This window comes from Streptococcus sp. HMSC034E12, assembly GCF_001835915.1.
GTDB classification, from domain to species: Bacteria; Bacillota; Bacilli; order Lactobacillales; family Streptococcaceae; genus Streptococcus; species Streptococcus vaginalis.
The window spans coordinates 131,491-156,336 of record NZ_KV826434.1 but is presented as its reverse complement, the minus strand read 5'-3'; the positions used below and the strand labels follow the sequence as shown (position 1 = coordinate 156,336).

Here is a 24,846-nt window from a genome sequence, read left to right as displayed (position 1 = left end):
TAGGGGATTTACCCACTACAAATATTATAGAGCCGAAATCCTGGTTATCTGATCAGGGGATTGAAGCAGAATCACTTGGTAAGAAGGCCATTGCTGAAATGATCAAAGATGCTCCGGAGGATTTAGCACAGGTCCTCTCCCTTCGTCAGCAACTTGCAAAGAGCTCTGTCAAAAAATATCAGGCCATGCAAAATGCTGCCTGCAATGATCACCGCACCAGAGGGATGTTCCAGCTCTATGGAGCCAATCGTACCGGGCGCTGGGCTGGCCGCTTAATCCAGTTACAGAACCTTCCTCAAAACCACATGGATGATCTGGACTCTGCAAGAGAACTTGTCCGCATTGGCGATTATGATTCCTTGTCTATGTTATATGATGATATCCCAGATACCCTTTCCCAACTTATCCGCACTGCCTTCATTGCAAAGCCTGGATACAAATTCTATGTGGCTGACTTTAGTGCAATCGAAGCTCGTGTCATTGCTCACCTTGCCGGAGAATCATGGCGTGCAGAGGTATTCAAAAATGGTGGGGACATTTACTGTGCGAGTGCCAGTCAGATGTTCCATGTACCGGTTGAGAAACATGGCATCAACGGTCACCTTCGTCAAAAAGGTAAGATTGCGGAGCTGGCTCTTGGCTACGGCGGCAGTGTCGGCGCACTGAAGGCAATGGGTGCCCTGGAAATGGGACTTACCGAAGATGAGCTCCAACCGCTGGTAGACGCCTGGAGGCAGTCCAATCCAAATATCGTAGCTCTCTGGTGGGACTTCGATACAGCCATTAAAAATGCAGTCAAGATGCATTGCAGCACTGCCTCACACGGTATCAAGTTCACATGGCGCAGTGGCATGCTATTCATTACTCTTCCATCCGGTCGAAAACTCACTTACGTCAAACCACGTATTGGCGAGAATAAATTCGGTGGTGAATCTGTAACCTACGAAGGTATCGGAGCAACTAAAAAGTGGGAACGCCTGGAAAGCTACGGACCTAAATTTGTCGAGAATGTAGTACAAGCCATCTCCAGAGACCTTCTGATGAATGCTATGAAAACACTCTCCAACTGCTTTATTTGCGGTCATGTCCACGATGAACTGATTATCGAATGTTCCGAAAGAGTATCCCTGGAAGTGCTTTGCCAGCAGATGGCAAGAACGCCTGAATGGATGCCGGACATCTTTCTTCGCGCCGATGGCTACGTTACAGAATTTTATAAAAAAGACTAAAAAATAGCAGCATCGGTTAGCTACTCCGGTGCTGCTGTTGTTTTATGTGATTACAGATTATCAATCACGGTACTTATCATTGTAAATCTTAAGAGCAATTTTCTGCGTTTTTTCAATGAAGGCATATCCCTGAGTCTTTCCTTTCCCAAGATCAACTTTTTCAAGGATTTCTTTCTTTTGAAAACCATCTGCAAGTAAACGAATAATCTTACCCATATTAGCATCTTGAGATTCAAGTTCTTCTATAAGTAACTCGAATGCCATCATCATGAGTGCTTTATCCTCATTATCTGTTGTTCCAGTTGGATCATAACCATTTCCATCTTCATCATCAATATCCTCAAGGAATTTATCCAATGAAAGATCATCACTTGTTATGTCCTCCTTATGCTTAAGGTATCTTTCGACTTCCTCATTAAAAAATTTCATGTAAATATCCATAAAACCTTTTTTATTCGGAATGAATACCACCGGCACTTTCTTACCATGTGGGAAGGTCCATGTTTCTACATTTTCAAAATCTAACTCCATGGGTTTCAAAGTTACAATCATTTCTTTTGTAAGAACTGCTGGAAAAAGCTCTTCATCTACACCAACGGGTGCATTGTTGAATGATTTTCTGTTACTAAAATCTCTGTAATTACTATTTTTTTCTACCATATAAATTTCCTCCGTAGTTTTTCTGCGAAGGAAATCGCATGGTAAAGGTGTGCCAAATTTAGACAATAGCTGACCACCCAAAATGGAATCCTCCGCTTTGGTTTACGTGGTCAGCACGTCCTAATCGAGCCGACATCACCTGTATGAGCATTGATGGTATTAGGAAATCCTTTGATCAGAAGGACTGCCATCAATTGCTTTTTATGAAGTTCTTCACCTCATGGTTTAAATATACTTGGATTTAAATCTTAAAAACACGAAGCCGGAGTTCCGGTTTTCGTGACTATTTCGCTGAAAAAAGCATAAAAAAAGGCCTCATAGCAAAATTAATTGCTATAAAGCCTCATTTCATACAGGAATTCCGAGTTCCTGATTTCATAAAAATATTTTTAAATATCTCGTTTTCTATTATCCGGTAGTTGCTGTTTTATTCCAAAATCCGTTAGTGTGCTATTCCAAGAAGCAAGATTCTCATCAGTATGATTATCTATGAGAAATCTATATACCATATGTTCCTCAGTAGCCTTCAATGAATAGCCTGCCTTATTTATTAATGAATAACAATATTCAGGTTTTAAATTTAATCCAATACACAATGCAAGAACTGCAGGTAATTGAATATTTTTATCCATTCTGTGGTAATCTCCAACGGAACGAACACTTAAACCAGATCTTTCTGCAAGCTGTTCTTCGGTGATACCTCGTCTCTTCATGTGATATTCTAAACACTCATAAAATTCCAAGCCTGCAGTTTCTTTCTGAATTTTAATGGATTCTTGTAATAATGCTTTTGACTTTCTTATCTCTTTAGCGCGCTCTGCAACATCCTGATTATTCTTATAATCTTTATCGAATGTTGCTTCTACAATGTTATCTGATTTTATATCTCTACACAGGAAGCAAACTCTATAATAGGAATCATCGTATTTGTTACTAACACGAATCTTCCTATCGAATGCAAGACAACACTCGTCTACATGTTCTAATGCATAATCAGTTAAAATCGGTGTACCAGCATCGCTTCTAGTAACATATTTCTCATCATTGATGCAATACATACCATTCGCATAGATAATTGCACCAGAGTGTGCCAGCTCACCTAGCTCTTGATTAAAAGTAGTCTCAATTACTGCACTCTTTTAATCAATGATAAAAGTCTGATTCTTTTGGAGGCTGCCCATCTTAAACGAATATGGCGGATAGTATTTACCATCCACATATACACTGGTTCCCTCCACAAACTCGAATCCAAGTTCTGCAAGTCGTATCTTTGCTGATACAACTGATACATCAAAGAAATCAGCAAGTGCTTGAATAGCAAATTCTGTAATAACCGCTGGTCGTGTGCCAGGATAAGCACGTCTCGTATTGGATAATATTTCTTTAAATTTTACCTTTGCCATTTCAGATGGCATTAGAATATGAGGAGTCAGAGCATTAGCTTGCCATTCCATCCACTTTAACGCATCATCAATTCCACTTGTCTTAGAATCATACTTTTCAACTATCTCACAGCTTATATGGCTGATATCATCATTAAGTAGTTTTTGCAATTCAAAGAAATTACTATGTCTATCCCAATGAACGCACTCATGCACAATGGTATTATTCCTTGATCCAACATTACGCATAAAAAATATCATCGGATTAATGAGAATTGTTCCCGCTTCAATATGCTCCTGATGGATATTCTTTTGAAGTGCATCACATACATCAACATCAGCATCATCAAAATATGTCATACCAAATATATTATCCGGCAATGGCGCGTATCTCATTTCAAGACACATATTTTTCAACAGTTCTTCCATGTTGATTGGCATAGGTGTTTTAAGTGCTTTTCTATAGTACTTTTCGAGAAATTTTGTAGCCTCAGAATCCAGGTTCTTTGAATACAAATACGGTATAAGAAACTTACTTAGAGAATCTTCTGCATTAAATTTATCCCTGCTATACAGATCAACGCCTTTGATAGTAACCATATTTAGTCCGCCTAGCAAATACCCAGTAAAAGCAACGGAAAACCATACCTGTTGTGTATCAGCTTCATAATCACGCTTTCCGATACCTTTGAGAATAATATCTGCTTGAACAGATGCATTAAATTCAAGAAGATTACCATCTCCCTGATGGAAGGATACACTCTTTACGTGAATATCATCTAATTCGATATAAGACATATCCAGAACAACATATGAATACAGTCCCAGGGAATTCTTATGACTCCACATATAGTTCTTGATTGCTTTAAACATTTCATTGTAATACTTATGTTCGAGATACTTCTCGAAGCTGCTAAATTTTTGCAATCTTCCTTCCTCCTCTTATTTTGATTTATCGCTCTCTTTAACCAACTCAACAAACACCATCTGCTTCTCAATTGGCGGTACAGGAATTAGCACTTTTTCAAGATTTTTTCTGCTAATACGTTTTCTAGTTGTTCCTGTTTTAACCGATTCAATTTGTGATTGATATAAACCTGTCAGTGTAAAGCCAATTAAATATTCTGGCTCGACCATATCCTTAAGTCTAACAATAGTGCAATCTACAGCTGTAATCGCTTTTCCTATTCCATCAGGTAAGATACAACCTCTCCCAACAGGATCTGGAAGCCTAGAAATAAGGATATCTCCAGGCAATATTTCAGTGCAGTTCAATCTTAAAAAAGTTTCCTCACTTACATATCTAGAATGTGCATCCTTATCAATGTAATACCCATTCCCGACGTTTCCTGTTTGCACTAAACGAATTCCGTCATCAGATTGATCCTTAGTTTCAATCCAATCACCATCAGCAAATAAAGTGCTTATATCTTTTAACTGAACACGTTCATACTCTGGTCTGTCAAACATCTCGATAAATTGCGATTTACCCGTAAAATTTTGATTTATCGCTCTGTTTAACAAAGTCTGCAAATCGTATTTGTAGCTCCTCATTTGGATAAGCAATCTTTGTATTATCAAATTCTTTTTTCACAATGTGTTTCATTGTTGACCCATGTGATTTATGCGCCATCTCTTCTAATTTCTGTTGAACCGCATATATATAAAAATACTTATCAATCTCTAATTTATCAAAATCAACCTTAAAAATATGTTGATTAAGAATAGCCTTTTCTCCTTGCCAAAGATAGACGCCAAGGCTTGCTGACCAAGATATCAGTACATCTCCCGTATTAACTTCAACCTTCTCTGGATATTCTCCATCAAAATAATTAAAAGCCTCACCGCTACCTGTAAGATTTTGTATTCGGATAATTGGAAGTCCTTGTTCCCCCCAATCATCAGGTTTAAATGCCATACCATTAATATATGTTGCGATATCACCTAATTTCACAAACTGTACGTCTTCTGGATGATTATCCTCAGTACCAAACATCTCGATAAATTGCGACTTAACGAGCTCATCGGTAGCTAAAATAAGCTTTTTATACTTATCTTTCATGTCATAAATAGCCCATAAAACCTCAGCCAATTTACGCTGTTCTTCCAAAGATGGCAACTCAAATTTCAATTCTTTTAAATCTCTCCAATTTATGGTTGGAGACAATGACCCAACAGAAATCTTAATCGCTGCATCTAAGAAATAATCTGATTTTATAAACATTGGGAAGAAATCTTTGTCGATTACGTCTTCCTTTGGTCTTAGCACCATACCATGTGCAGAGAATATTCCATCAAATGGAGCGATTGCTACTTTCTTCTGGTAAGCTCTTCTTTTTCCAAAAAGCACATCACCTTTTTTCATGATTAGCTTTTCGCCCTTAGGAGCAACATCAGCTCCATACCTTGTGACGTAAATACTATCTGAATCCAAATGTTCCAAACCTAGATATGTGTACTTATCCTCATCAACAGGCTTCTTCTTTTCAGTACTATTAAACGCGATTTCATCGAACTTAAAAATCCCCATTATGCGCACCTCCTCATATTGAAAATGCGCATATTTTCAGCGCTTCTATGCCCGATAAATTGCGATTAGTTTAGCCTATAAATTTCCTATGTGACTGCTTCACGTTATTTTGGTTAACCATTGCATACTGCAATGTCGTATCAATACTCTGATGCCCTAAAAGCTGTTGCACTTGTTCTATTGGCATACCTTTATCAATAGCAGTAGTTGCCAATGTTCTACGGAATTTATGTGGATGCACCTTATGCAAGTTCAGTTTTTCTCCTAGATTTCGAAGTCTGATCTCAACACCGCTAATAAGCAAACGATTGTAAGGTTTCTGTAGTGATACGAATAACGCTTCATTAGAATCCGCTCTGCTATTCAAATACTTTTGTAGATGTAACTTGGTTCTTGCATCGAAGTACACTCTTCTCTGCTTATTACCTTTTCCTAGAACAACACATTCCCTATTTTCAAAGTCGATATCATCACAGTTAAGCTTCACAAGCTCTCCAACTCTCATTCCAGTAGATGCAAGAAGATCGATCATAGCCAGATCTCGCAACCCATCACATTCGTCTCTCATTATTTCTAAAGCTTCGTCTGTATAAGTCTCCTTTACAGTTTTACAGGTCTTAACCTTATGAATCCTTCTAACCGGGCTCTTGACGATATAATCCTCATCTTCAAGCCAAGCAAAGAAGCTGGACAGAATTCTTCGTATATTATCCACTGTGACTTTACTGATATTGTTTTCTTCCTGATATCCATCTAAAAACATTCTCAAATCATCAGTTGTTATTTTCACTACATCTTTATCTATCTTTTCCACAGCATTTCGAATAGTTGATTCGTAATAATGCACTGTTTTATTAGAACATCCTTCTACTCTTTTTGCTGCAAGAAATAACTGTACCAAATCAACAGCTTTACTATCAGATTGTTCTTCAGAAGAAGAAAGACAGTCACATAAAACCTCATGCAACTGTCTCATCTGCTCTTCTCCCAAATAGGCTTGCATTTTTTGTTTTATCTTGTTTATTAGTTCATTTGTCATATCGGTAATCTCCTCATTACCGACATCCTACCCCACTAATATGAAATGCAGATATTAATAGTACTGTTCAATATAGCTGTAAGCCTTATCAAACACATCTTTATCCTTTATTTTGTATTTAATCCAAACAACACTTCTAAGAGCCTTCTTAACTTCATTCTTTCCAGTTGTTGTTTTCTGCCATCCATCGAATCTAACGATTTTTACGATATCATCTATGTCTGAAACTATTCTTTCTACAATGACTGGTGTCTTATCATTACGAAGTCCATTAAACAATTCTGTAAGAGCTGCTTTTCCTCTATCGATTTCTTCTTCAGGGACAACTTCCTTTTCTGCGCGTACTGCTTCTTTAGCTAGCTCTAACAATAATTTTAAGAACTCAATACTAGTTACCAATCCTTGCTCGTGCTTTTCCCTAAGTTCTTCTAATTTTTCACCAAGTTTCTGGAACTTAGGATCATGGCTATGCTTTTGGATTTTTGCAACAAGATCGATTTCAACCTTCATTGTAGTTTTCTTGATATCCTTTTGCTTCTCGATAAACTCATCGATTAACGCAGTATCCAATGTAAGAATATCAACATCATCATGAACCTCTCCAACTTCAATATGCTGATGAACAAGTTCAAGTGTTTTTGGTCCAAGGGCCGCCCATACAAGCTGTCCTCTGTTATCAGTTGGTTTCACTGATTCGTATACCTTACTAAGCCATACATAATCGTATTTAAATGGTTCAAGGAACGGATCTGGTGATAGTGCGTTCCATGCACGATTTAAAACTCTATAATCTGCTGCAAACTCATCTTTGATTTTGTTATTTGGCAAGCATTCCTGTGCGGCCAACAATCCTTCCCAGCCTTCTACAGTTCTGTCTACTCCCATAAAATAGCTGAGACATTTTCTCATAATTGCAGGAACCTGTTTCTTAACTTCTTCAATGTTTGTAACGACTTTTTTCATGCCCGCTTCATCGAAGTTCAAAGCCTTAGCGACATTATCAAAAATTCCTATATAATCGACGATCAAACCATTAGTTTTGCCTTCATCGTAAGTACGATTAACTCTACAGATAGCCTGAAGCAAGTTATGATCCTTCATAGGTTTATCTAAATACATTACCTGTAAAATTGGTGCATCAAATCCGGTCAAAAGCTTGTTAGTTACGATTACAAACTTTAATGGATTACTTGGTTCTCTAAACTGATCAAGTACCTTCGCTTCTTCATCACGGCTTCTCTTATATTGTTTATAACGGCCAGCTTTATCATCGCCTGTAGTCATGACAATTGTGGATGCTTCTGGTGGAACTAACTTATCTAATTCTTCCTTATACATCAAACAACATTCACGATCATAAACAACAATCTGAGCTTTATATCCGTTTGGCTCAATCTTTGTTTTATAATGGTTAACAATATGTTCTACAACCTTTTTGATACGCTTACGGTCATACATGATGGCTTTCATCGTAACATTTTTAGAAAGTTCGCCTTTATCCTCGTCAGATAAACCATCTGTCATTTCATCAAATGCCTGATCAAGCTTTTCTTTATCAACATGTAAATCAATCGGAACTGGTTCAAAGTTAAGTGGTAGTGTAGCATTATCTCTGATGGAATCTGAGAATGAATACTTACTCATATATCCACTCTTATCTTCAATAGCACCGAATGTTTTAAATGTATTCTTATCGAGTCTATTAATTGGAGTACCAGTTAAACCAAAGAAGAACGCATTAGGTAAAGCTAAACGCATCTTTTCACCGTAATCACCTTCTTGTGTTCTATGCGCCTCATCGACCATAAGAATGATGTTATCTCTCATATTAAGAGCTTTTTCAACATCACCAAATCGATAAATAGTTGTAATCGCAATCTTACGCATATCCTGTTCAAAGAAGTTCATCAAATCTTCTTTAGTTGATAAAGACTGCAAATTTGGAATATCAGCAGCGTTGAAATCACCTGTGATTTGAGTTTCCAAATCAATACGGTCATCAACAATAACAACTGTAGGATTTTGAAGTTCAGGCATCATTCTAAGCTTTTGTGCAGCGAATACCATTAGTAATGATTTACCTGATCCTTGAAAATGCCAAATCAATCCTTGCTTTGGATAACCTGCTTTTACACGATCAATCATCAAGTTAGCCGCTTCGTACTGCTGATACCTGCAAATAACTTTAATCTTACGGTGTTTCTTATCTGTAGAGAATACTGTGAAGAACTGCATGATATCCATTACTTTTTCAGGAGTGATCATATCAGCAACACTAATCTTTACATCAGCAAGGCTACCTTCTGCTTTATGGTCAGGAGTGTGCCAAGGTCCCCATTTTGTAAGTGGCATATTTACAGATCCGTATCTGTAGCACTTTCCTTCTGAGGCAAAGTTAAATACATTAGGAACAAACATTTCTGGAACAGATTTCTCATAGTCAGAAATATCCTGTGCACCATCAAGCCACGATATTGCATTTCTTACCGGTGTTTTAAGTTCACCAATAGCAACTGGTAAACCATTGATAAGAAGCACTATGTCAAAACGTTTGCCATTCTCAACAGTCGGATATACCCACTGATTTGTAACAACATATTCGTTTTTATCAAGTTCCTCTTTTGTAAGAGTCCCAAATAGCTTTATTGGTGTTGGTTTTCCGTCTTTTCCAAACGGATATGAGTTTTCTTCAAATACTTTCTTCTTGAAGGCTTCGTTTTGAGCAACTAAATTATCTGCTAGAAAAGGCTGCAACATGGCACGAAGCTTATAAATAACTTCATCCGCTCTAGATGGTTCCTCTTCAATTTCAGGATTAAGTCTTATTAAGGCATTCTTTACCATCGACTCTACCATCACATCAGAAAGTTCTCTATCAAGCTGTTCTGCCGGGATATATTTCCAGCCATTCTTCTTGAGCGTCTCTATAAAAAGTTGCTCAACAGTATTATATTCATTAAACTGTGACATAGTTTACTCCTTCCCAGCTGGAATTAAATTCTCAGCTATAATTTTCTTACTTAAGGCATCCAGATCCTTAATCGCTTCTTGTAGTGCAAATTTTGATTTATCGCTCTGTCTTTGAAAATCAATAAAGTCTCTTTGTTGCTCATCCGATGGTATTGGTATCATTAAATCGTTGATATGTTCATTTCTAAGATTATTAATATTACTACCTTGTGCCAAATCAGAAATAGTATTTCTATACGCATCTGTTCTCATATATCCAGCAATATATTCTGGATATAATTTTCCTATCGGACGAATTAATTTGCAAAACGCACCAAAGGTATACTCCATATCCGGCATACATAAAGCTGCTTTACCAACATGTTCAAGGCTTCCACTTGATGCACAGATCAATATATCGCCTTCACGTATAATCTGATCATCTGATACTCTTCCTTCTGATACAAACTGCACGTCTTCAAAATTCAGTACATTATTCGCTATATTGTTAGCTCGCAATAATGTAACAAATCCTTCTTTAAGACCCTCGCTCAGATCCTTTGGTTTATATGAAACACCACGAATTTGCAAAATATAATCTCCAAGCTTCTCTCTGTTACACTTCTTAAACATCTCGATAAATTGCGATTTCACCAATTCATCAGTCTTGTTTATTAAATCCTCATACGCATTCTTAGTTTCAATGATTGACCATAAAGTTTCAGCCAATTTGCTTTGTTCAGGCATTGATGGAAGTTCAATAGCAAATTCTTTTAAATGTGTCCACTTTACACGAGGGGATAATGACCCAGCCGATTTTCCTACAGCAAAATCAAAAAGGAAATCATTCTGAATTATGAAAGGCAAAAGATCAGGATCAACCTTGTCTTCTATTGCTCTTATTACAGTAATATCTCCGGAGCAAATTCCACCAAATGGTGCTACTGCTGCCTTTTTTAGATAAGCACGTCTTCTACCAAATAAAACATCACCTTTTGAGAATTCCTTAGTAAACGTATTCTCTGTATCTTCACTCCATGATGATAACGTAACGTTTGATGGAGTAAGATGCTCTAGTCCAACGATTCTTATTCCGGTTTTATCACCTTTATTTGATGATTTAGCCTCAATTGCAATATCTCCGAGCTTAACTGTTGCCATTACCATCACCTCCAATCACTTCATTTATCGATTCAAAATGTCTTGATGCCATTTCAGCAGCTTCTTTCCAGTCTGAATAACATTCTTGGACAGTTCTATCATCTTCTTGTTCCTCGCTACTTGTCTGAATATACAAAGGAATACTGAGAGAGTAATCATTCTTTGCTATATCCTTTATAGTAACTACTTTAGCGATGTCACCATCTGACTCATATTTATCGTATGCTTTAGCAATTTTTTCAATATGCTTGTCTTCTAGATAACTCTGAGCATTCTTTCGCGTAACTTCATTTAGTGCATTAATAAATAATACTTGTCCTTCACGATTTACAGCTTTTCTTGTTCTGCAAATGATAATGCATGCCTCCATTGGAGAGTTGTAGAAAAGATTAGGTCCTAAACCAATTACACATTCCACCAGATCAGACTTAACTAGCTTCTCTCTCATGTCCCTCTCTTCATTTCTGAATAGAACACCATGAGGAAACAGTATTGCACAGCGTCCAGTCTTTTCATCAAGACTTTTTAATATGTGCTGGAAAAACGCATAATCAGCACGTCCTTGTGGTGGAGTTCCTAAAAAATTACGCCCGTACTTATCTGACTCAAAAGCTGTTCTATCCCACTGGCTTATAGAGTAAGGAGGATTCGCTAAAATCAAATCAAATTGCTGTAATTTCGCGTGATCCGTAAATGCAGGTGTTTTTAATGTATCCGCATTTACAATATTGAAGTCCTGTACACCATGAAGAAGAAGATTCATTCTTGCAATCGCTGATGTAAGAGTTACAATTTCTTGTCCGTAGATAGAAAGATTTCTCCATTCAAGTCCTTGTTGTTTCAAATACGCAACCGCAGAAATTAACATACCTGCGCTTCCACATGTAGGATCATAAATTGACTCACCCGGCTGTGGTTTAAGCATTTCTGTCATTAAATTAACAACAGTTCTGTTTGTATAAAATTCCTGTGCTGTATGACCGCTATCATCTGCAAACTGCTTGATAAGATATTCATATCCCTGACCTAATTCGTCAGCAGGACAATTTGCTATAGATAATGTTTTAGTGCTGAAATGCTCCAGCATGTCTTTCAAAAGTCTGTCCGGTAAACGATTCTTATTAGTCCAAGATGCGTCACCAAAAATACCATGAAGCTTCTCAGGATTTGCAGCTTCAATCTTATGGAAAGCTTCAATAATAGCTTTACCAACATCCTGCGATACGTTTCTTACATCATTCCAATGTGCTCCATCCGGAATCTGAAACTGATGGTTTTCTTCCCAATCAAGTGCCTCTTCTCCATATTCAGCTCTTACCTTCTCACATTCCTCGTCATAAACATCACTAAGACGTTTGAAAAATAAAAGAGGAAAAATATATTGTTTGTATGCTCCAGCATCAACATGTGTCCGAAGAAGTACTGCTGATCCCCAGAGGTATTTTTCTAATTCATCAATCGTAATCTTACTGCTCATCGACATAACCTCCTTCAATCAACAATGCTTTCATCTTTGCTTCTGCTTTCTTAACATTTTCCAATGCTTCGAAATATTGTGCTCTTACTATTTCTGGAGCAACAACCTCTTGTTTTTTCTTTTCAATGTAGGTGTTTACCGCAAGCGTATTTCCTGCTGCATCTAAATCCGCAATAGATACAATCTTACATTTTTCAATGACATCTTTATACTCCTGATAAAGCTTGAACACTTCATTGATATCTTTCTCTTCCATTACGTTTTGAGCACGTTTTGGAGTATAGATATTTGTCGCATCAATCAAGCAAACCTTACCTTTATGTTCTGGTTTCTTATGATTATTCAAGAACAGAATACAAGCAGATACACCAGTTCCGTAGAACACACCACCTGCAAGAGCTACTACTGCTTCAATCAAATCACTCTTGATAAGCTGTTCACGAATATCTCCTTCTTTGCCGCTATGGAATAAAACTCCCTGTGGAAGAACAACTGCAACTTTACCGCCCATTGGTTTCATAGACTTGATCATGTGCTGAAGCCAAGCAAAATCTGCATTTGAATTTGAAGGACAGCCCCACATATTACGACCGTATTTATCTGACTCAAAACTATCAGCACCCCACTTTTCCTGACCAAATGGAGGATTAGCAAGAACACAGTTAAACTTCTGAAGTTGTCCATGTTCGATAAACTTTGGTGTCCTCAGAGTATCTCCCTGTGCAATCTTAAAATCGCTAGCACCATGTAAGAATAAGTTCATTCTTGCAATTGCTGATGTAGACAGATTATTCTCCTGACCATAGATTCTTCCGTAAGTCATTTGCTTATCGCCAATGTGACGAATTGCCTCAATCAGCATACCGCCAGTACCACAAGCTGGATCGTATACAGTGTCTCCTGGCTTAGGATCCATCAGCATAACCATCAATTTTACAATCGTTCTTGGTGTGTAATATTCACCAGCATTTTTCTTAGATAGGTCAGCAAACTTCTTGATAAGGTATTCATATGCATCACCCATTACATCTGCGCTATAGTTTTTATTTCCGACCTTCAGACTAGACATGTGTTCGATCAAGTCTTTTAATCTTTCATCTGTAAGCTTTGTTTTGTCGGTCCAAGTAACATCATCAAAACTTGAAAACACTCCGCTAAGAGTTCCTGGATTAGCTCGTTCAATACCATTCATAGCTTTGACGATAATCTTACCCACATCCTGACTTGCATTTCTTAAATCTTTCCAGTGACAGCCTTCTGGAATTACAAAGCTGTGATTTTCATCAAATGCAGCAAATTCCTCATCACCACCTGAAAGTTCTAGCGCTTCCTGGGTTTCTTCATCATAAACATCGCTTATTCTTTTAAAGAACAAGATTGGTGTTACATAGTCCTTAAACTCATCTTGGTTAATTGGACCTCTCAAAATATTACAAGCTTCATACAAGTGAGCAAATAGCTTCTGACTTGTTGTCTCTTCGTTTTCAGGGATAGAATCTTTCAATTCTTGATCCGCTGTCTCTGTCGCTGATTGAATCATAGATTCTCGACCTCCTGTCTTAACTTTTTTATCTTCAGAACGTTTTATTCTAACGCTCATATCATCGTGCATTTTCTCCATCACTGGAGGATATTTGTTTTCAAATAGTATCAATAGCTGCATAAGCTTCTGATCTAAGAATGTTAATGCATGCTTTCTTATATCTGTCGGAATACCATAATATGCTTCTGCAACTCCACCACAGATAGCTGCAACCGTATCACTGTCTCCACCAATAGATATTGCATTTCTAATTGCATCCTCAAATCCAGTAGACTCGAAGAAGGCCTGTAAAGCTTGTGGTACTGTTTCCTGACAAGTTTCATTGAACTGATATGTATCGCGAATTTCATCCAAAGTGAAGTTCATTGGATAATAATTCTTATCAATGTAATCTCTTATTTCAAAGATATTGCTTCCCGTCTTGGCCATAAAAATCGCAACAGCGGTCGCTTCAGCACCTTTAATTCCTTCTGGATGATTATGACTAACTTCTGTCACTAACCTTGACAGTTTCCTAGCTTCCTCAATACTATTAGCAGCAAAACCAGCTGCACTTACTCGCATTGCGGCTCCGTTTCCATAACTGTTATATGGTTTAGGATCATCAGAAAAAATCCATCCATAAAAGCTTCCACCATATCCACAGTCAGGATAATTTCTACCAACGTTCTGCATACATTCAACCGCATTTTTCGATAAATCACTATGATCTTTTTTACTTACCAATATCGCCTGCGCAATTGCTAGACTCATGATACTATCATCGGTAGGAAAACACTTATAAGTTAAAAACTCAAAATCTTTACTTCTGTGATTATTCCATTCAAAACGAGACCCGACGATATCTCCGATAATCGCTCCTAACATCTAACGACCTCCTTAAATTCTTGCTTGAAGTCTTGATAGCGTTGAACTCCATCTATTTTCTGCCTCTTGGATGGCTTTCTTATATGCTTCAAGTTCTCTTGTATATTCCTCAGCTATTGATCTTTGTTCTTCAATAGAAGGAAGTGGAATTTCTATATTGTTCAACTCCTTATAGCTGATATTCATTACTGCAGTACCCTGCTGTCTAGTAACTAACATCTTTCTTCCTAGCGGACTATCAAAGAATAGCTTTAAATAAATTGTGGATAAGCTTTCATCGGTAGCTCTAATAACTATTACATTCGATGAAGCAATACATGGATATGCTTGTTCCTCGAATATTGCTATTCTTATAGCTGTTCCTCTTGCAGGTATTAAAAGATCACCTGTCTGAAGAATATAGTTTGTAATCTTACGATCCTCTTCATCTAAATGATCCAAAGAAGAATAATCAATTTCATACTCACCAATATTAGAAATATTAACAACACCAATACTTCCGTTAGGATCTTTTCGATTGATTGCTTTTCCTCTAAAAATAGAAGCAACCGTTCCAAGCTCTTGCTTTTTCACATTTGACTCCTGGAATTTTATCCAGTCTTCATCTTGAGCCTCAAATATTCTATCAACGTTCCAATCTCCCATATCTGTCAGCTCATCTTCGAGTACAAATGTGTCATCTTGAACTACAAGCTTTTTATTACCTGTTTTACGTGCATTTTCATCCTCAAAAACAAATCTCTTAATGGTAACTTCATCTGTTCTTCCAGTTGTAATAGTAAGAAGGAATGTCTTTACTCCTGTATTATTGAAAATCCCTGATGGCAAATCAGATATCTCTTTTAGGCAATACATTGATTGCAAGAACTCTCTTAACTCTTTTACTGTTCCACCAGCAAATGTAATTTTAGCCGGTAACACAATTGACAAGATACCCTCGCTTCTTAAATGAAGAGCTAAGTTCTCGGCAGCAATCATGTCATACTCTCTGCAAATAAACTCAGAACTTTCATCAGCTTTATCTCTTACGCCAAACACCGGAACAGATAAAATCAAATCAAATTTTTCAGACGTAAATTCATACTGATATATATTTGTCTGCTTGATATCAACCATGTCATTGTCATCAAACATCTCATTTAAGACTTTGTAATAAAACGCATCCATTGTTGTCAAAGTAAAATGAGAATCAAAGTGTGTTTCAACAAGTCTTTCTAAGAATGGTGAAAACTTCTCCGCTTCTGCAATAAGAACTTCTTGAAAACCATCGATGAAATTCTTTTCCATTTCATCAACAACTGACTCAGGAACTCTAAACTTTGATCTATCATCCCCATATTCTAAAATGTCGGTCCAACTAAGTTCATCGAACCCCTTTAAAGTTCTATAGATATCAACAAATCTTTCTTTCTCTGGAAATGGATTAGGAATCTCAAAATCAGTAGCAACGCTTTCCATTAATTGATACAATTCGTCATAATCCATTTCGTTTTGAGCACAGTCCTGAAGAACCATTACTTTTTTTAATACAGCTAAAACACTTTGATATTCATTTGGTGTATTATTCCCTCTTATAGCATTAAAGAAGGAATACACTCTATCGATTCTTCTATCATTCTTTTTCATGAGCAGCTCCTCCTGCTGTTAGATATTCTAAACCTTCTAACGATATTATATCACCACGTGAGTTTGTTGTCAATATATTTTGGTATTTACATACCAAAGTTTACAAATCGTTAATTTTTATCACCTTATATATAATCGTTACAAGATGAACCCCAGGGTTCATTTTTCCTTGTTATCTATTCCCTAGTGTCAACCCTGCTTTATGGGCCAGTTCCCACAAAGCAAATTTCACATATAAAAAGAAAGGCTTTCCAGCAGCTAATCGCACTCATTAACGATAGCTCTCTGAAAAGCCTTTATTTACCACATTATTCTTACTTGCCTGGGTTCACCTTTGACATCAATACAACCGTCTCCACATGTGTTGTCCATAGGATAGGAACACAAATTATTAACCTCGTCGCTTGATTGAGGATACAATTTGTTATCAGTTTTCTCATCAACTTCCTTAGCATTTTTTCTTCTACTCTTAAATAATCTTCCGTCCTGAGAATCCTTTTTCCCTGTCTTATATATGATTGTAATCATTGCAGGATCAATTTCTCCTTCATCGTTAGTTCCTCCAATGATGATTTTATCTACTATACTTTCAAATACAGCTCTATCAAATTCCTCAAGGTATTTATTGGACTCAAGTAATTTTTTAAATCCCTCAAGCCTTTTCTTCAATGCTTTTTCATCGGTAAGTGTTACCTCTAAAGTCCTCTTTTCTGCAAGTAGTTTCTCTTTACTAATAGCTATTTCATTATACTTGTCCTGATATACATCCATGCTGATTGACTCATTCAGCCTTAACTCAACAAGATCCTTTTCTTTTTTTAGTACCTTATCAAGTTGATTTGTAATCTTCTTCAGATCTTTAGCTAAACTGTTGTCTTTCAATTCTTCTTCCACAGTTTTAAGGAATTCATTGGTAATTTCCACATTATTATGGCATACCTGACGGTAGCTTTCCATAAATGCTTTTTCTATGGCTTCTTCTTCAATCCCTTTGCTATGCGGACAATACTTCTTTCCGTTTTTAGTAGCATTGACACACTGCCATATAACTTTTGTATATTCTGAACTTGAATGCCAATTTCTTCTTGAAAGATTATGACCGCAAAATCCACATTCAAGCATACTGCTAAAAGCATATTTTCTTGAATACTTTTCTCTTTTGCCACCATTATTGGCAACAGTATTTCTGTTTTTTGACCTTCTCAATCTAATACCTTGAGCTTTTTCAAAATCTTCTTCTGAAATGATTGGCTCGTGATGGTTTTCTATATAAAACTTATCCTGTTCTCCGAAATTATCCAATCTTCTCTTTGAAATAGGATCAACCGTATAGGTCTTTCCCATCATAAGATCCCCTTTATATTTTTCGTTTTTTATGATTCCTAAAACAGTTGTTTCAGTCCATCTTTTATTTCCTCTTGGCGATAAATATCCCTGTTCTTCCAGTTCTCTGGAAATTACCATACCGCCAACACCTTCAATGTATCTTCTGAAAATATATCTTACAATCTCAGCTTCTTTTTTATTGATAGAAATGCTTTTAGTTTCCGGATCATAGTCATAGCCTAAACACCCTTGAAAGCCGACCATTTCTCCTCTTTCCATCTTCATTCTCAAACCTTTTTTGACATTGGCTGAAATATTCTCTACTTCCTGTTGAGCAACTGAACTTAAAATTGTTAAAAGCAACTCCCCGTCCATTGTTAAGGTGTTTATGTTTTCCTCTTCAAAAAAGACTGCAACATTAAATTCTTTCAGCTTTCTTACATACTTTAAGGTATCTAAGGTATTTCTCGCAAATCTTGATATAGACTTTGTAATTATCATATCTATATCGCCATTCATGCAGTCATTTATCAACCTTTGAAAATCAATTCTTCGATCAACCTGTGTTCCTGTTATCGCTTCGTCAGCATATATTCCGGCAAGAGTCCACTCGTTATTCTTCTGTATAAATTCTGTGTAGTGTTCTACCTGAGAATTATAGCTGTTAATCTGATCTTCGGTATCCGTACTAACTCTGCAATAAGCTGCCACTCTCTTTATTGAGCGTTCAACACAGCCTGATGCAGTTCTTTTCAGTGTGGTATCACCTTTAATAACTTTTACATCTTTCTTCACTGCATCCGCCTCCTTTTTGTATCTTTCTATGCAGTCTTATTATACCACACTTGCAAAACATTATAAATATAATTCTGTTGAAATGTTGTACTTTTTCATCAGTTTTAACTTTATCTTCCTGTATTCAATATCATTTAGTAAATGTTTGGACAGCAAGATAGATAGCATAGATAATTGGAGGCTATATTTTAGTAATTCGTTATTCATTATAAACCCTCCTCGTTAAAAATCATTTTTAAGTTTTATGACATTGGTAGGTGCATTGGCTGCTACATAGGAATCTCACCTCCGCCCCTTATTAAGACGAGCCGGCTTAAACTATTGAAGTATCATTATCACTACTTGTATCACAGAACAGATTGCCACATCTGTTTTTTTATGTATTCTTATTTATCGCTCGCTTTCTTATATCCTTGGCTAACCAGTATTCATAAAACCGAAAACTTTCAGCAGAAAGGTCATGGCGTAAGTCATAATCCTCCACAAGTAGATAAAGTCCTACCTTGGTCTATTCAGTTGTCAAAGATCAATATTTGAAAGGGATTGTTTTCTTTACATTTTCCTATTTGCCATAAGCAGGCTATCTCTTATTCAAGAAAGTAAAGGAGATCAAACTCCCCTTCACTTTACATAAGGAAAATTTGACCCCTTTGGTTACCGAAGTTCTAAAGTTCTTCGATAAATTTTTTCAGCTTTTCAAGAATTTTGTTTCTTCTTTTGATTAAAGCCGGATGTGTAATACTTTTAAGCTTTGCTACTGAACGAACCGTTTCATCATTGAAATACAAGCGTTCAATAATATCTCTTTCTTCTGCATTGAGCCTTGATATAGCATTTCTGACTGCTTCAATCATCATCTGTGTTTCCACAATTTTTTCTACATCAACGCTTTCATCAATAATGCTATCCACAAAGTGTCCATCATGATCCAATGATGAAAAAAAGAGCAAGTGGTTTTTCTTGTCCACCTGCTCTAAATACTTTTCGTGTTCTCTTTCTCGCCAGTAGACTTTGTATATCTGCTCACTGACTTTGACCTTTTGTCCGTTTACATAAAGGTAATATTCTTTTGGCATATATGTTTCCTCCATTCTTTTTTTGTCTGCTTGTTTTCAGGCAAAAAAAGGAGGACTCCTGCATCTTGGCATGAGAAGTCCTCTAAAACGAAAGAAACTTGTTCTTTTATAAACACTATTTAATTTTTCAATATAATTTGTAGATTCATTATCTTCTATAAAGCAAACCGAAAAAAGGGAAGAAAATGTTCTTACTATTTTTTATTATTGAATATAAAGATTTCTTCATAATTTCCTCCCTCATTCTTATATCGAACTAATATTCATATATCAAACCTTTCTAATAGTTTATTTTCACCTTTGGATAATAAGATACTTAACAATTTATCGCTTCTTCTTTTCCAATTTTTCTAAGTCTGTTAAGCATTAAAAACAAGCCGAGCAAAATCATACTAAAATCTACAATAGGTTCAGCCCACCAAACTGCTAATCCTTCAAATACCTTTGGCAATAGCAATATCGCCGGAATAAATAAAATCAGTTGTCTAAGCATTACAATCATGCTCGCTTTTTTCCCATCTCCAATAGATTGGAAAAATGTAAGAGTCATAATCATAATTCCATACAAGATGAAAGTAGAGTAGAACAATTTAAAGTTCATAACTCCAGCTTCAATTATTTCACTTCTCACATTAAACAATGACAATAATTTTTCAGAGAAAAACATGGATGGTATCCAAGAAATAGCAGCAAGTATTGTTGCCCCATACATGAAAATCTTCATAGTATCTTTTACTCTTTGATATTGTTTTGCTCCAAAATTAGCTCCTATAACGGGTTGTAAGCCTTGACTCATTCCCCACAATGGAATAAATGAGAACATATAAAGTCTCATTGTTGCTGACATTAGAATTCCCCAATTATCTCCACCATAAGCAAAAGCCTGCTTGAACAAAAATGTTTGTTGTACTGCAAATAAAATTTGCATCATCATAGCCGAACTTCCTATGCTAAACATTTCACTGTAAATTGCCTTGCTCTTTTGGATTTTATGGATACCAACAAAAGCACTTTTCTTTGAAAAATAGTGAAATGTTAATATCGCCTGTACAATTTGAGATATTACAGTTGCAATAGCTGCCCCCTCAATTGCATACTCTCCCATTAACTTCATAAAAATAGGATCTAAAATAATATTTAATAAAGCACCTACTCCCATAATCATCATAGATTGCTTCAATGCACCTTCACCACGCATTGTCATATTACCTGCTTGAGCAAAATTCACAAATATTGAACCAAAGAAAACTACTCTTAAATATCTAACTCCCAGTTCTTTAATATTCCCTTTTGCTCCTACCAAGTCAAGAAAATTAGGTGCAAATACCAAGCCTAATACGGTGATTACTATAGAGAATAAAATTACCCAATAACAAAAATTTCCAAATATTTTATCCGTTGTTTCTTTATCTCCCTTTCCAATAGCCCTTGATAATATTGACGCACTACCAACTCCAATAAGTGCTGATATACCACCATTTATTATTGTTAAAGACATTGATATACTAATGGCAGACATAGCATAATCCCCTATAATCCACCCAGCAAATATTCCATCCATAAATGGATAAAGTCCTATAACTACCATCCCTATAATTCCCGGAATAGCTAATTGAAACAACAAGTCTTTAGGACTTTTTGTTAAAAGTTGTGTTTTCATATCTTGTTTTCCCATATAACTCCCTCTAATTGTTTTTAATATTTTTTAACTTATGATAGCTGCCACTTAGTTGCTACTTGTCTTGCTTCAACAAAATTTTTGTAAATACCATCTGTTTGAATTAGTTCTTCGTGTGTTCCTTTTTGCATTATCTTTCCATTAGCCAATACAAGAATTTGATTTGCATTTTTTATAGTTTTTAGCCTATGTGCAATCATAATTACCGTTTTATTTCTCGTAAGTTCCTCCATTGCAAGCTGTAATTTATCCTCATTTTCAGGATCAACATTTGCTGTGGCTTCATCAAAAATAATAATTGGTGCATTTTTTATTATCGCCCTTGCTATAGATATTCTTTGTCTTTCTCCACCAGATAAACTTGCACCACCTTCTCCTATAACAGTTTGGTATTGTTCAGGAAGGTTCATAATAAAATCATGACAGCAAGCCTTTTTAGCAGCATCTACTACTTCTTCATGGGTAGCATTAGGCTTAGCAAACTTTATATTATTTTCTATAGTATCTTGGAACAAATACACATTTTGGAAAACCATACTGATTTGTTTCATCAATGACTCTAAGGAATATTCTTTTATATTATGTCCTCCTATACTAATCTTCCCGTTATCTATATCCCAAAACCTTGCAATCAAGTTACAAAATGTGGTTTTTCCAGCTCCTGAAGGTCCGACTATTGCAGTCATTTGGTTTTGTGGTATATCAACAGATATATCATCAAGAATTTTCTTTCCTGAATATGCAAATTCTACATTTTCAAAAGAAATATTAAAATTAGCAGGTTTTATATCTTTTCCTTCAATATCCATTTGTGGAAATTCTTCTAATTTCTTGGTTTGTTCAATAGAGCCACTAACAACTCTAAGGGCAGTTGTCGCACTTCCTGCCAATTTAATTTGTGAAAAAGCAAGAAATGAAATTATGATTGTCATAACTGTATTCAGAAACGAAAGTTCTCCTCTTTGGTAGAAGAAAATACCTGCACCTATGATTAAAATGCTGAACAAATCTAAAAGAATATTTTGAACAATCGTGTAAGGTGTAAACAACTTTTCACAATCAAGATTTGTTTTTCTGGTATTTTCAATAGCACCTCTAACTTTCTCATCACCTTTACCGGTTAAATTAAAGGATTTTATAACAGACATTCCTCCAATCTGTTCTAAAACAGTATCTACTAATTTTGCTGAAGCCATTTGTCGTTTAGGAAGAACCTCTCTTGACTTCTTTTCCATTTTTGACAAAATAACCAAATATAATAGACTTCCGACAGTTACAATAAAACCTATTCTCCATTCAAATATTAAAATCATCAAAGTAAAGATTATAGTATTTATAAATCCCGACAAGGTATTTACCATAACCATCGCAGCCGTATTTTCCACGTCTTCTAAAACGGTTGTAGAAATACCAACGACTTCTCCCCCATTGTTTTCATTAAAAAATCCCATAGGAATTTTTTTGAGCATTTCCCCTATTGAAATTCTTTTATTTGCAACCATAAAATAGCTTGCATGGCATTGTTGTAACTGTGAATAATAATTTGCAATACTTCTGCCTACTATGCTTACAACAAGAAGTATCAAAGCAATCCACGCAGGTGTCATACTCATATCTTTTTCAGCAACAGCTTTAACTATAAAATAAATTGCACTGATTTGAAGCATGTGAAAAATTGCAAACAAGAAACTTACCCATATAGAATGGTATATATTTTTCTTCTCATCACCTGAGAAATCTAAAATTTTTTTTAAAGCACTTAGCATTTTATTTCACCATCCTTTACTCCAATATGAGCATTCCACATTTTTTTATATAGCTCACAATCTTCCATTAACTCGTTATGTTTACCATGTGAAATAAGCTCTCCATTCTCAACAAAAAAGATTTGTTGAACATCTGTTATTGTTGATAACCTGTGTGCAATAACGATAACAGTTTTATTTTGTATCAATTTTGATAGAGCTTCTTTGATAATCACCTCATTCTCCGGATCAATATATGAAGTTGCTTCATCCAATATCACTATCGGGGATTTTTTAAGCATTGCTCTTGCTATTGAGATTCTTTGTCTTTCTCCTCCTGAAATATGGCTACCACTGCTTCCGACAACTGTGTCATAGCCTTTTTCCATATTCATAATAAAATCATGGCAGCCTGACTTCTTTGCAATATTTTCAACTTCTTTATCACTTGCACTTGGATTTCCCATTCGTATGTTTTCCCTAATGCTTTCATTAAAAAGGAAATTGTCTTGAGAAACAAATGCTACTAAGCTATATAACTGTTTAAGAGGAATCTCTTGGAGATTATATCCACCAATTTTTATGCTTCCTGTATTTATGTCCCAATATCCTGCTATCAGTTTTGCCAAAGTTGACTTTCCACTACCGCTCGGTCCAACAAAAGCTACCGTTGTCCCTTCTTCTATGTTTAACGACACTCCATGAAGAATTTCCTTTCCTTCTTCATATCCAAACTTCACATCTTGCAGGGCAATATCATATTTGTTTATTTTCACATCAACATTGGAATGAATTTGCTCTTTTCCTTCTAAAATTGAATTAATGGAATTTGCAATAGTTCCTATCTTTGCAAGACCATCAACAAAATTCATCGTTTCAAGTAAAGGTCCTGCAATTCCTAACGACAAAATAATAACTACTATAAATGTTTCTATACTCAAGCTTCCATTGATGTAAAAATACCAGCCAACCGGAAGGATTGTTATCATTGTAGTAGGCGATATATTTTTTGATAAAGACACAGGAAGTTGACAGCTTCTCATCCATTCATAGAAATACTTTGCATTTGCAATAACCTTATCTTTATATTTTGCATATGACCTTTTATCCTGATTGAAGGTTTTGATCACTTCTATTCCGTTAACATACTCCACAATTGCCGAGTTCATTTCACGACTAACTTTTACAGATCCTTCATACTGAGCAGCGTAGTTTTTCATCACAAGTCCCATGAAAAACATTCCTAAAGGAATAGAAACTAATGACAATAACGCCATTCTCCAGTCAAGAAATAACAAATATATGAATATACTCAAAGAGCCTAATATATTGGATGTCATTTCAGGTAATAAGTGTGCAAGAGGTTTCTCCATACTTTCGACCTGATCGACTATAATTTGCTTTAAATTACCGCTTGGAATATTTATTATTTCTCCCAATGGCATCTTTGGAAGTTTATCAAGCATTCTTAAACGAATATCTTTTAGTACACTAAAAGTCGCTTTATGAGATACTGATAATGCCAAAGAATATAAAATTGATTTCAAAGCATATGATAGCAAGCTTATGCCAAGCCACATAAGATAAACCTTGCTGTCTTCAATTCCATTCACTAAATAAACTAAAATGCGACTTGCCGCAATGTATGGAACAATCCCCGCTAAAACACCAATACTCGCTATAAATACTGATGTCTTTAATTTTGGATGTTCATCATGTGCAAGCTCCCACAATATTGCAGTAGGACTTTTTTCTTTCATTTC

General features: G+C 35.9%; 17 protein-coding genes and 1 pseudogene. 1 reads left to right on the top strand and 17 read right to left on the bottom strand.

Annotated elements, in window-relative coordinates:
- The coding region (locus HMPREF2574_RS03850; RefSeq protein ID WP_083312993.1) for a DNA polymerase at positions 1-1,229 on the top strand (1,229 nt) is incomplete at its 5' end.
- Between the two features lie 60 nt (positions 1,230-1,289).
- Here the strand turns inward: HMPREF2574_RS03850 and HMPREF2574_RS03845 are convergent.
- From HMPREF2574_RS03845 to HMPREF2574_RS03770, 17 genes and pseudogenes are all read right to left on the bottom strand, one after another.
- Positions 1,290-1,889, bottom strand: coding sequence for a hypothetical protein (locus HMPREF2574_RS03845; RefSeq protein ID WP_070812201.1), 600 nt, complete (start codon positions 1,887-1,889; stop codon positions 1,290-1,292).
- Between the two features lie 389 nt (positions 1,890-2,278).
- Entirely contained in the window at positions 2,279-2,947 is a 669-nt protein-coding gene (locus HMPREF2574_RS03840) for a helix-turn-helix domain-containing protein (protein ID WP_070812200.1), read from the bottom strand.
- 81 nt (positions 2,948-3,028) lie between these two features.
- On the bottom strand, positions 3,029-4,198 hold the full coding sequence (locus HMPREF2574_RS03835) for an ImmA/IrrE family metallo-endopeptidase (protein ID WP_070812199.1): 1,170 nt from the start codon (positions 4,196-4,198) through the stop codon (positions 3,029-3,031).
- 15 nt (positions 4,199-4,213) lie between these two features.
- Positions 4,214-4,741 (bottom strand): restriction endonuclease subunit S, encoded by a 528-nt coding sequence (locus HMPREF2574_RS03830; protein ID WP_180363983.1) that lies wholly within the window; start codon positions 4,739-4,741, stop codon positions 4,214-4,216.
- 16 nt (positions 4,742-4,757) lie between these two features.
- Positions 4,758-5,810, bottom strand: coding sequence for a restriction endonuclease subunit S (locus HMPREF2574_RS03825; protein WP_257374174.1), 1,053 nt, complete (start codon positions 5,808-5,810; stop codon positions 4,758-4,760).
- A 61-nt stretch (positions 5,811-5,871) separates the two neighbouring features.
- Positions 5,872-6,840 carry a site-specific tyrosine recombinase/integron integrase gene (xerA, locus tag HMPREF2574_RS03820; RefSeq protein ID WP_070812196.1) on the bottom strand — a complete coding sequence of 323 codons (969 nt, stop codon included), beginning with the start codon at positions 6,838-6,840 and terminating at the stop codon, positions 5,872-5,874.
- A gap of 54 nt (positions 6,841-6,894) precedes the next feature.
- Entirely contained in the window at positions 6,895-9,810 is a 2,916-nt protein-coding gene (locus HMPREF2574_RS03815) for a type I restriction endonuclease subunit R (protein ID WP_070812195.1), read from the bottom strand.
- 3 nt (positions 9,811-9,813) lie between these two features.
- A complete protein-coding gene (locus HMPREF2574_RS03810) occupies positions 9,814-10,950 on the bottom strand; it encodes a restriction endonuclease subunit S (RefSeq protein ID WP_070812194.1) in 1,137 nt (378 codons plus the stop codon).
- Positions 10,937-12,427 carry a type I restriction-modification system subunit M gene (locus tag HMPREF2574_RS03805; protein ID WP_070812193.1) on the bottom strand — a complete coding sequence of 497 codons (1,491 nt, stop codon included), beginning with the start codon at positions 12,425-12,427 and terminating at the stop codon, positions 10,937-10,939. Before HMPREF2574_RS03805 ends, HMPREF2574_RS03810 begins: the two co-directional genes overlap by 14 nt.
- A complete protein-coding gene (locus HMPREF2574_RS10850; protein WP_373878895.1) occupies positions 12,417-14,081 on the bottom strand; it encodes a type I restriction-modification system subunit M in 1,665 nt (554 codons plus the stop codon). The genes HMPREF2574_RS03805 and HMPREF2574_RS10850 overlap by 11 nt, the downstream gene beginning before the upstream one ends.
- Positions 14,058-14,837 (bottom strand): annotated as a pseudogene (locus tag HMPREF2574_RS10845) (ADP-ribosylglycohydrolase family protein); the annotation flags it as partial. The pseudogene HMPREF2574_RS10845 and the gene HMPREF2574_RS10850, both read right to left, overlap by 24 nt.
- A 12-nt stretch (positions 14,838-14,849) precedes the next feature.
- Entirely contained in the window at positions 14,850-16,463 is a 1,614-nt protein-coding gene (locus tag HMPREF2574_RS03795) for a restriction endonuclease subunit S (RefSeq protein ID WP_070812192.1), read from the bottom strand.
- A gap of 300 nt (positions 16,464-16,763) precedes the next feature.
- Entirely contained in the window at positions 16,764-18,584 is a 1,821-nt protein-coding gene (locus HMPREF2574_RS03790; protein WP_070812191.1) for a recombinase family protein, read from the bottom strand.
- 665 nt (positions 18,585-19,249) lie between these two features.
- Positions 19,250-19,660, bottom strand: coding sequence for a sigma-70 RNA polymerase sigma factor region 4 domain-containing protein (locus HMPREF2574_RS03785; RefSeq protein ID WP_007895256.1), 411 nt, complete (start codon positions 19,658-19,660; stop codon positions 19,250-19,252).
- Between the two features lie 316 nt (positions 19,661-19,976).
- Positions 19,977-21,335 carry an MATE family efflux transporter gene (locus HMPREF2574_RS03780; protein ID WP_007895203.1) on the bottom strand — a complete coding sequence of 453 codons (1,359 nt, stop codon included), beginning with the start codon at positions 21,333-21,335 and terminating at the stop codon, positions 19,977-19,979.
- A 35-nt stretch (positions 21,336-21,370) separates the two neighbouring features.
- The gene (locus HMPREF2574_RS03775; protein ID WP_007895241.1) at positions 21,371-23,104 is read right to left on the bottom strand and encodes an ABC transporter ATP-binding protein; all 1,734 of its coding nucleotides are present in this window, start codon (positions 23,102-23,104) and stop codon (positions 21,371-21,373) included.
- Positions 23,098-24,843: an ABC transporter ATP-binding protein gene (locus tag HMPREF2574_RS03770; RefSeq protein ID WP_007895173.1), complete on the bottom strand. Its 1,746-nt coding sequence runs from the start codon at positions 24,841-24,843 to the stop codon at positions 23,098-23,100. Before HMPREF2574_RS03770 ends, HMPREF2574_RS03775 begins: the two co-directional genes overlap by 7 nt.
- Between the last annotated feature and the right edge of the window lie 3 nt (positions 24,844-24,846).

Coding starts and splice junctions, on each gene's coding strand:
- HMPREF2574_RS03845 (WP_070812201.1), bottom strand. CDS start 1,889: ATGGTAGAAAAAAATAGTAATTACAGAGATTTTAGTAACAGAAAATCA.
- HMPREF2574_RS03840 (WP_070812200.1), bottom strand. CDS start 2,947: ATGTATTGCATCAATGATGAGAAATATGTTACTAGAAGCGATGCTGGT.
- HMPREF2574_RS03830 (WP_180363983.1), bottom strand. CDS start 4,741: ATGTTTGACAGACCAGAGTATGAACGTGTTCAGTTAAAAGATATAAGC.
- xerA (WP_070812196.1), bottom strand. CDS start 6,840: ATGACAAATGAACTAATAAACAAGATAAAACAAAAAATGCAAGCCTAT.
- HMPREF2574_RS03815 (WP_070812195.1), bottom strand. CDS start 9,810: ATGTCACAGTTTAATGAATATAATACTGTTGAGCAACTTTTTATAGAG.
- HMPREF2574_RS03810 (WP_070812194.1), bottom strand. CDS start 10,950: ATGGCAACAGTTAAGCTCGGAGATATTGCAATTGAGGCTAAATCATCA.
- HMPREF2574_RS03805 (WP_070812193.1), bottom strand. CDS start 12,427: ATGAGCAGTAAGATTACGATTGATGAATTAGAAAAATACCTCTGGGGA.
- HMPREF2574_RS03795 (WP_070812192.1), bottom strand. CDS start 16,463: ATGAAAAAGAATGATAGAAGAATCGATAGAGTGTATTCCTTCTTTAAT.
- HMPREF2574_RS03785 (WP_007895256.1), bottom strand. CDS start 19,660: ATGCCAAAAGAATATTACCTTTATGTAAACGGACAAAAGGTCAAAGTC.
- HMPREF2574_RS03780 (WP_007895203.1), bottom strand. CDS start 21,335: ATGGGAAAACAAGATATGAAAACACAACTTTTAACAAAAAGTCCTAAA.
- HMPREF2574_RS03775 (WP_007895241.1), bottom strand. CDS start 23,104: ATGCTAAGTGCTTTAAAAAAAATTTTAGATTTCTCAGGTGATGAGAAG.
- HMPREF2574_RS03770 (WP_007895173.1), bottom strand. CDS start 24,843: ATGAAAGAAAAAAGTCCTACTGCAATATTGTGGGAGCTTGCACATGAT.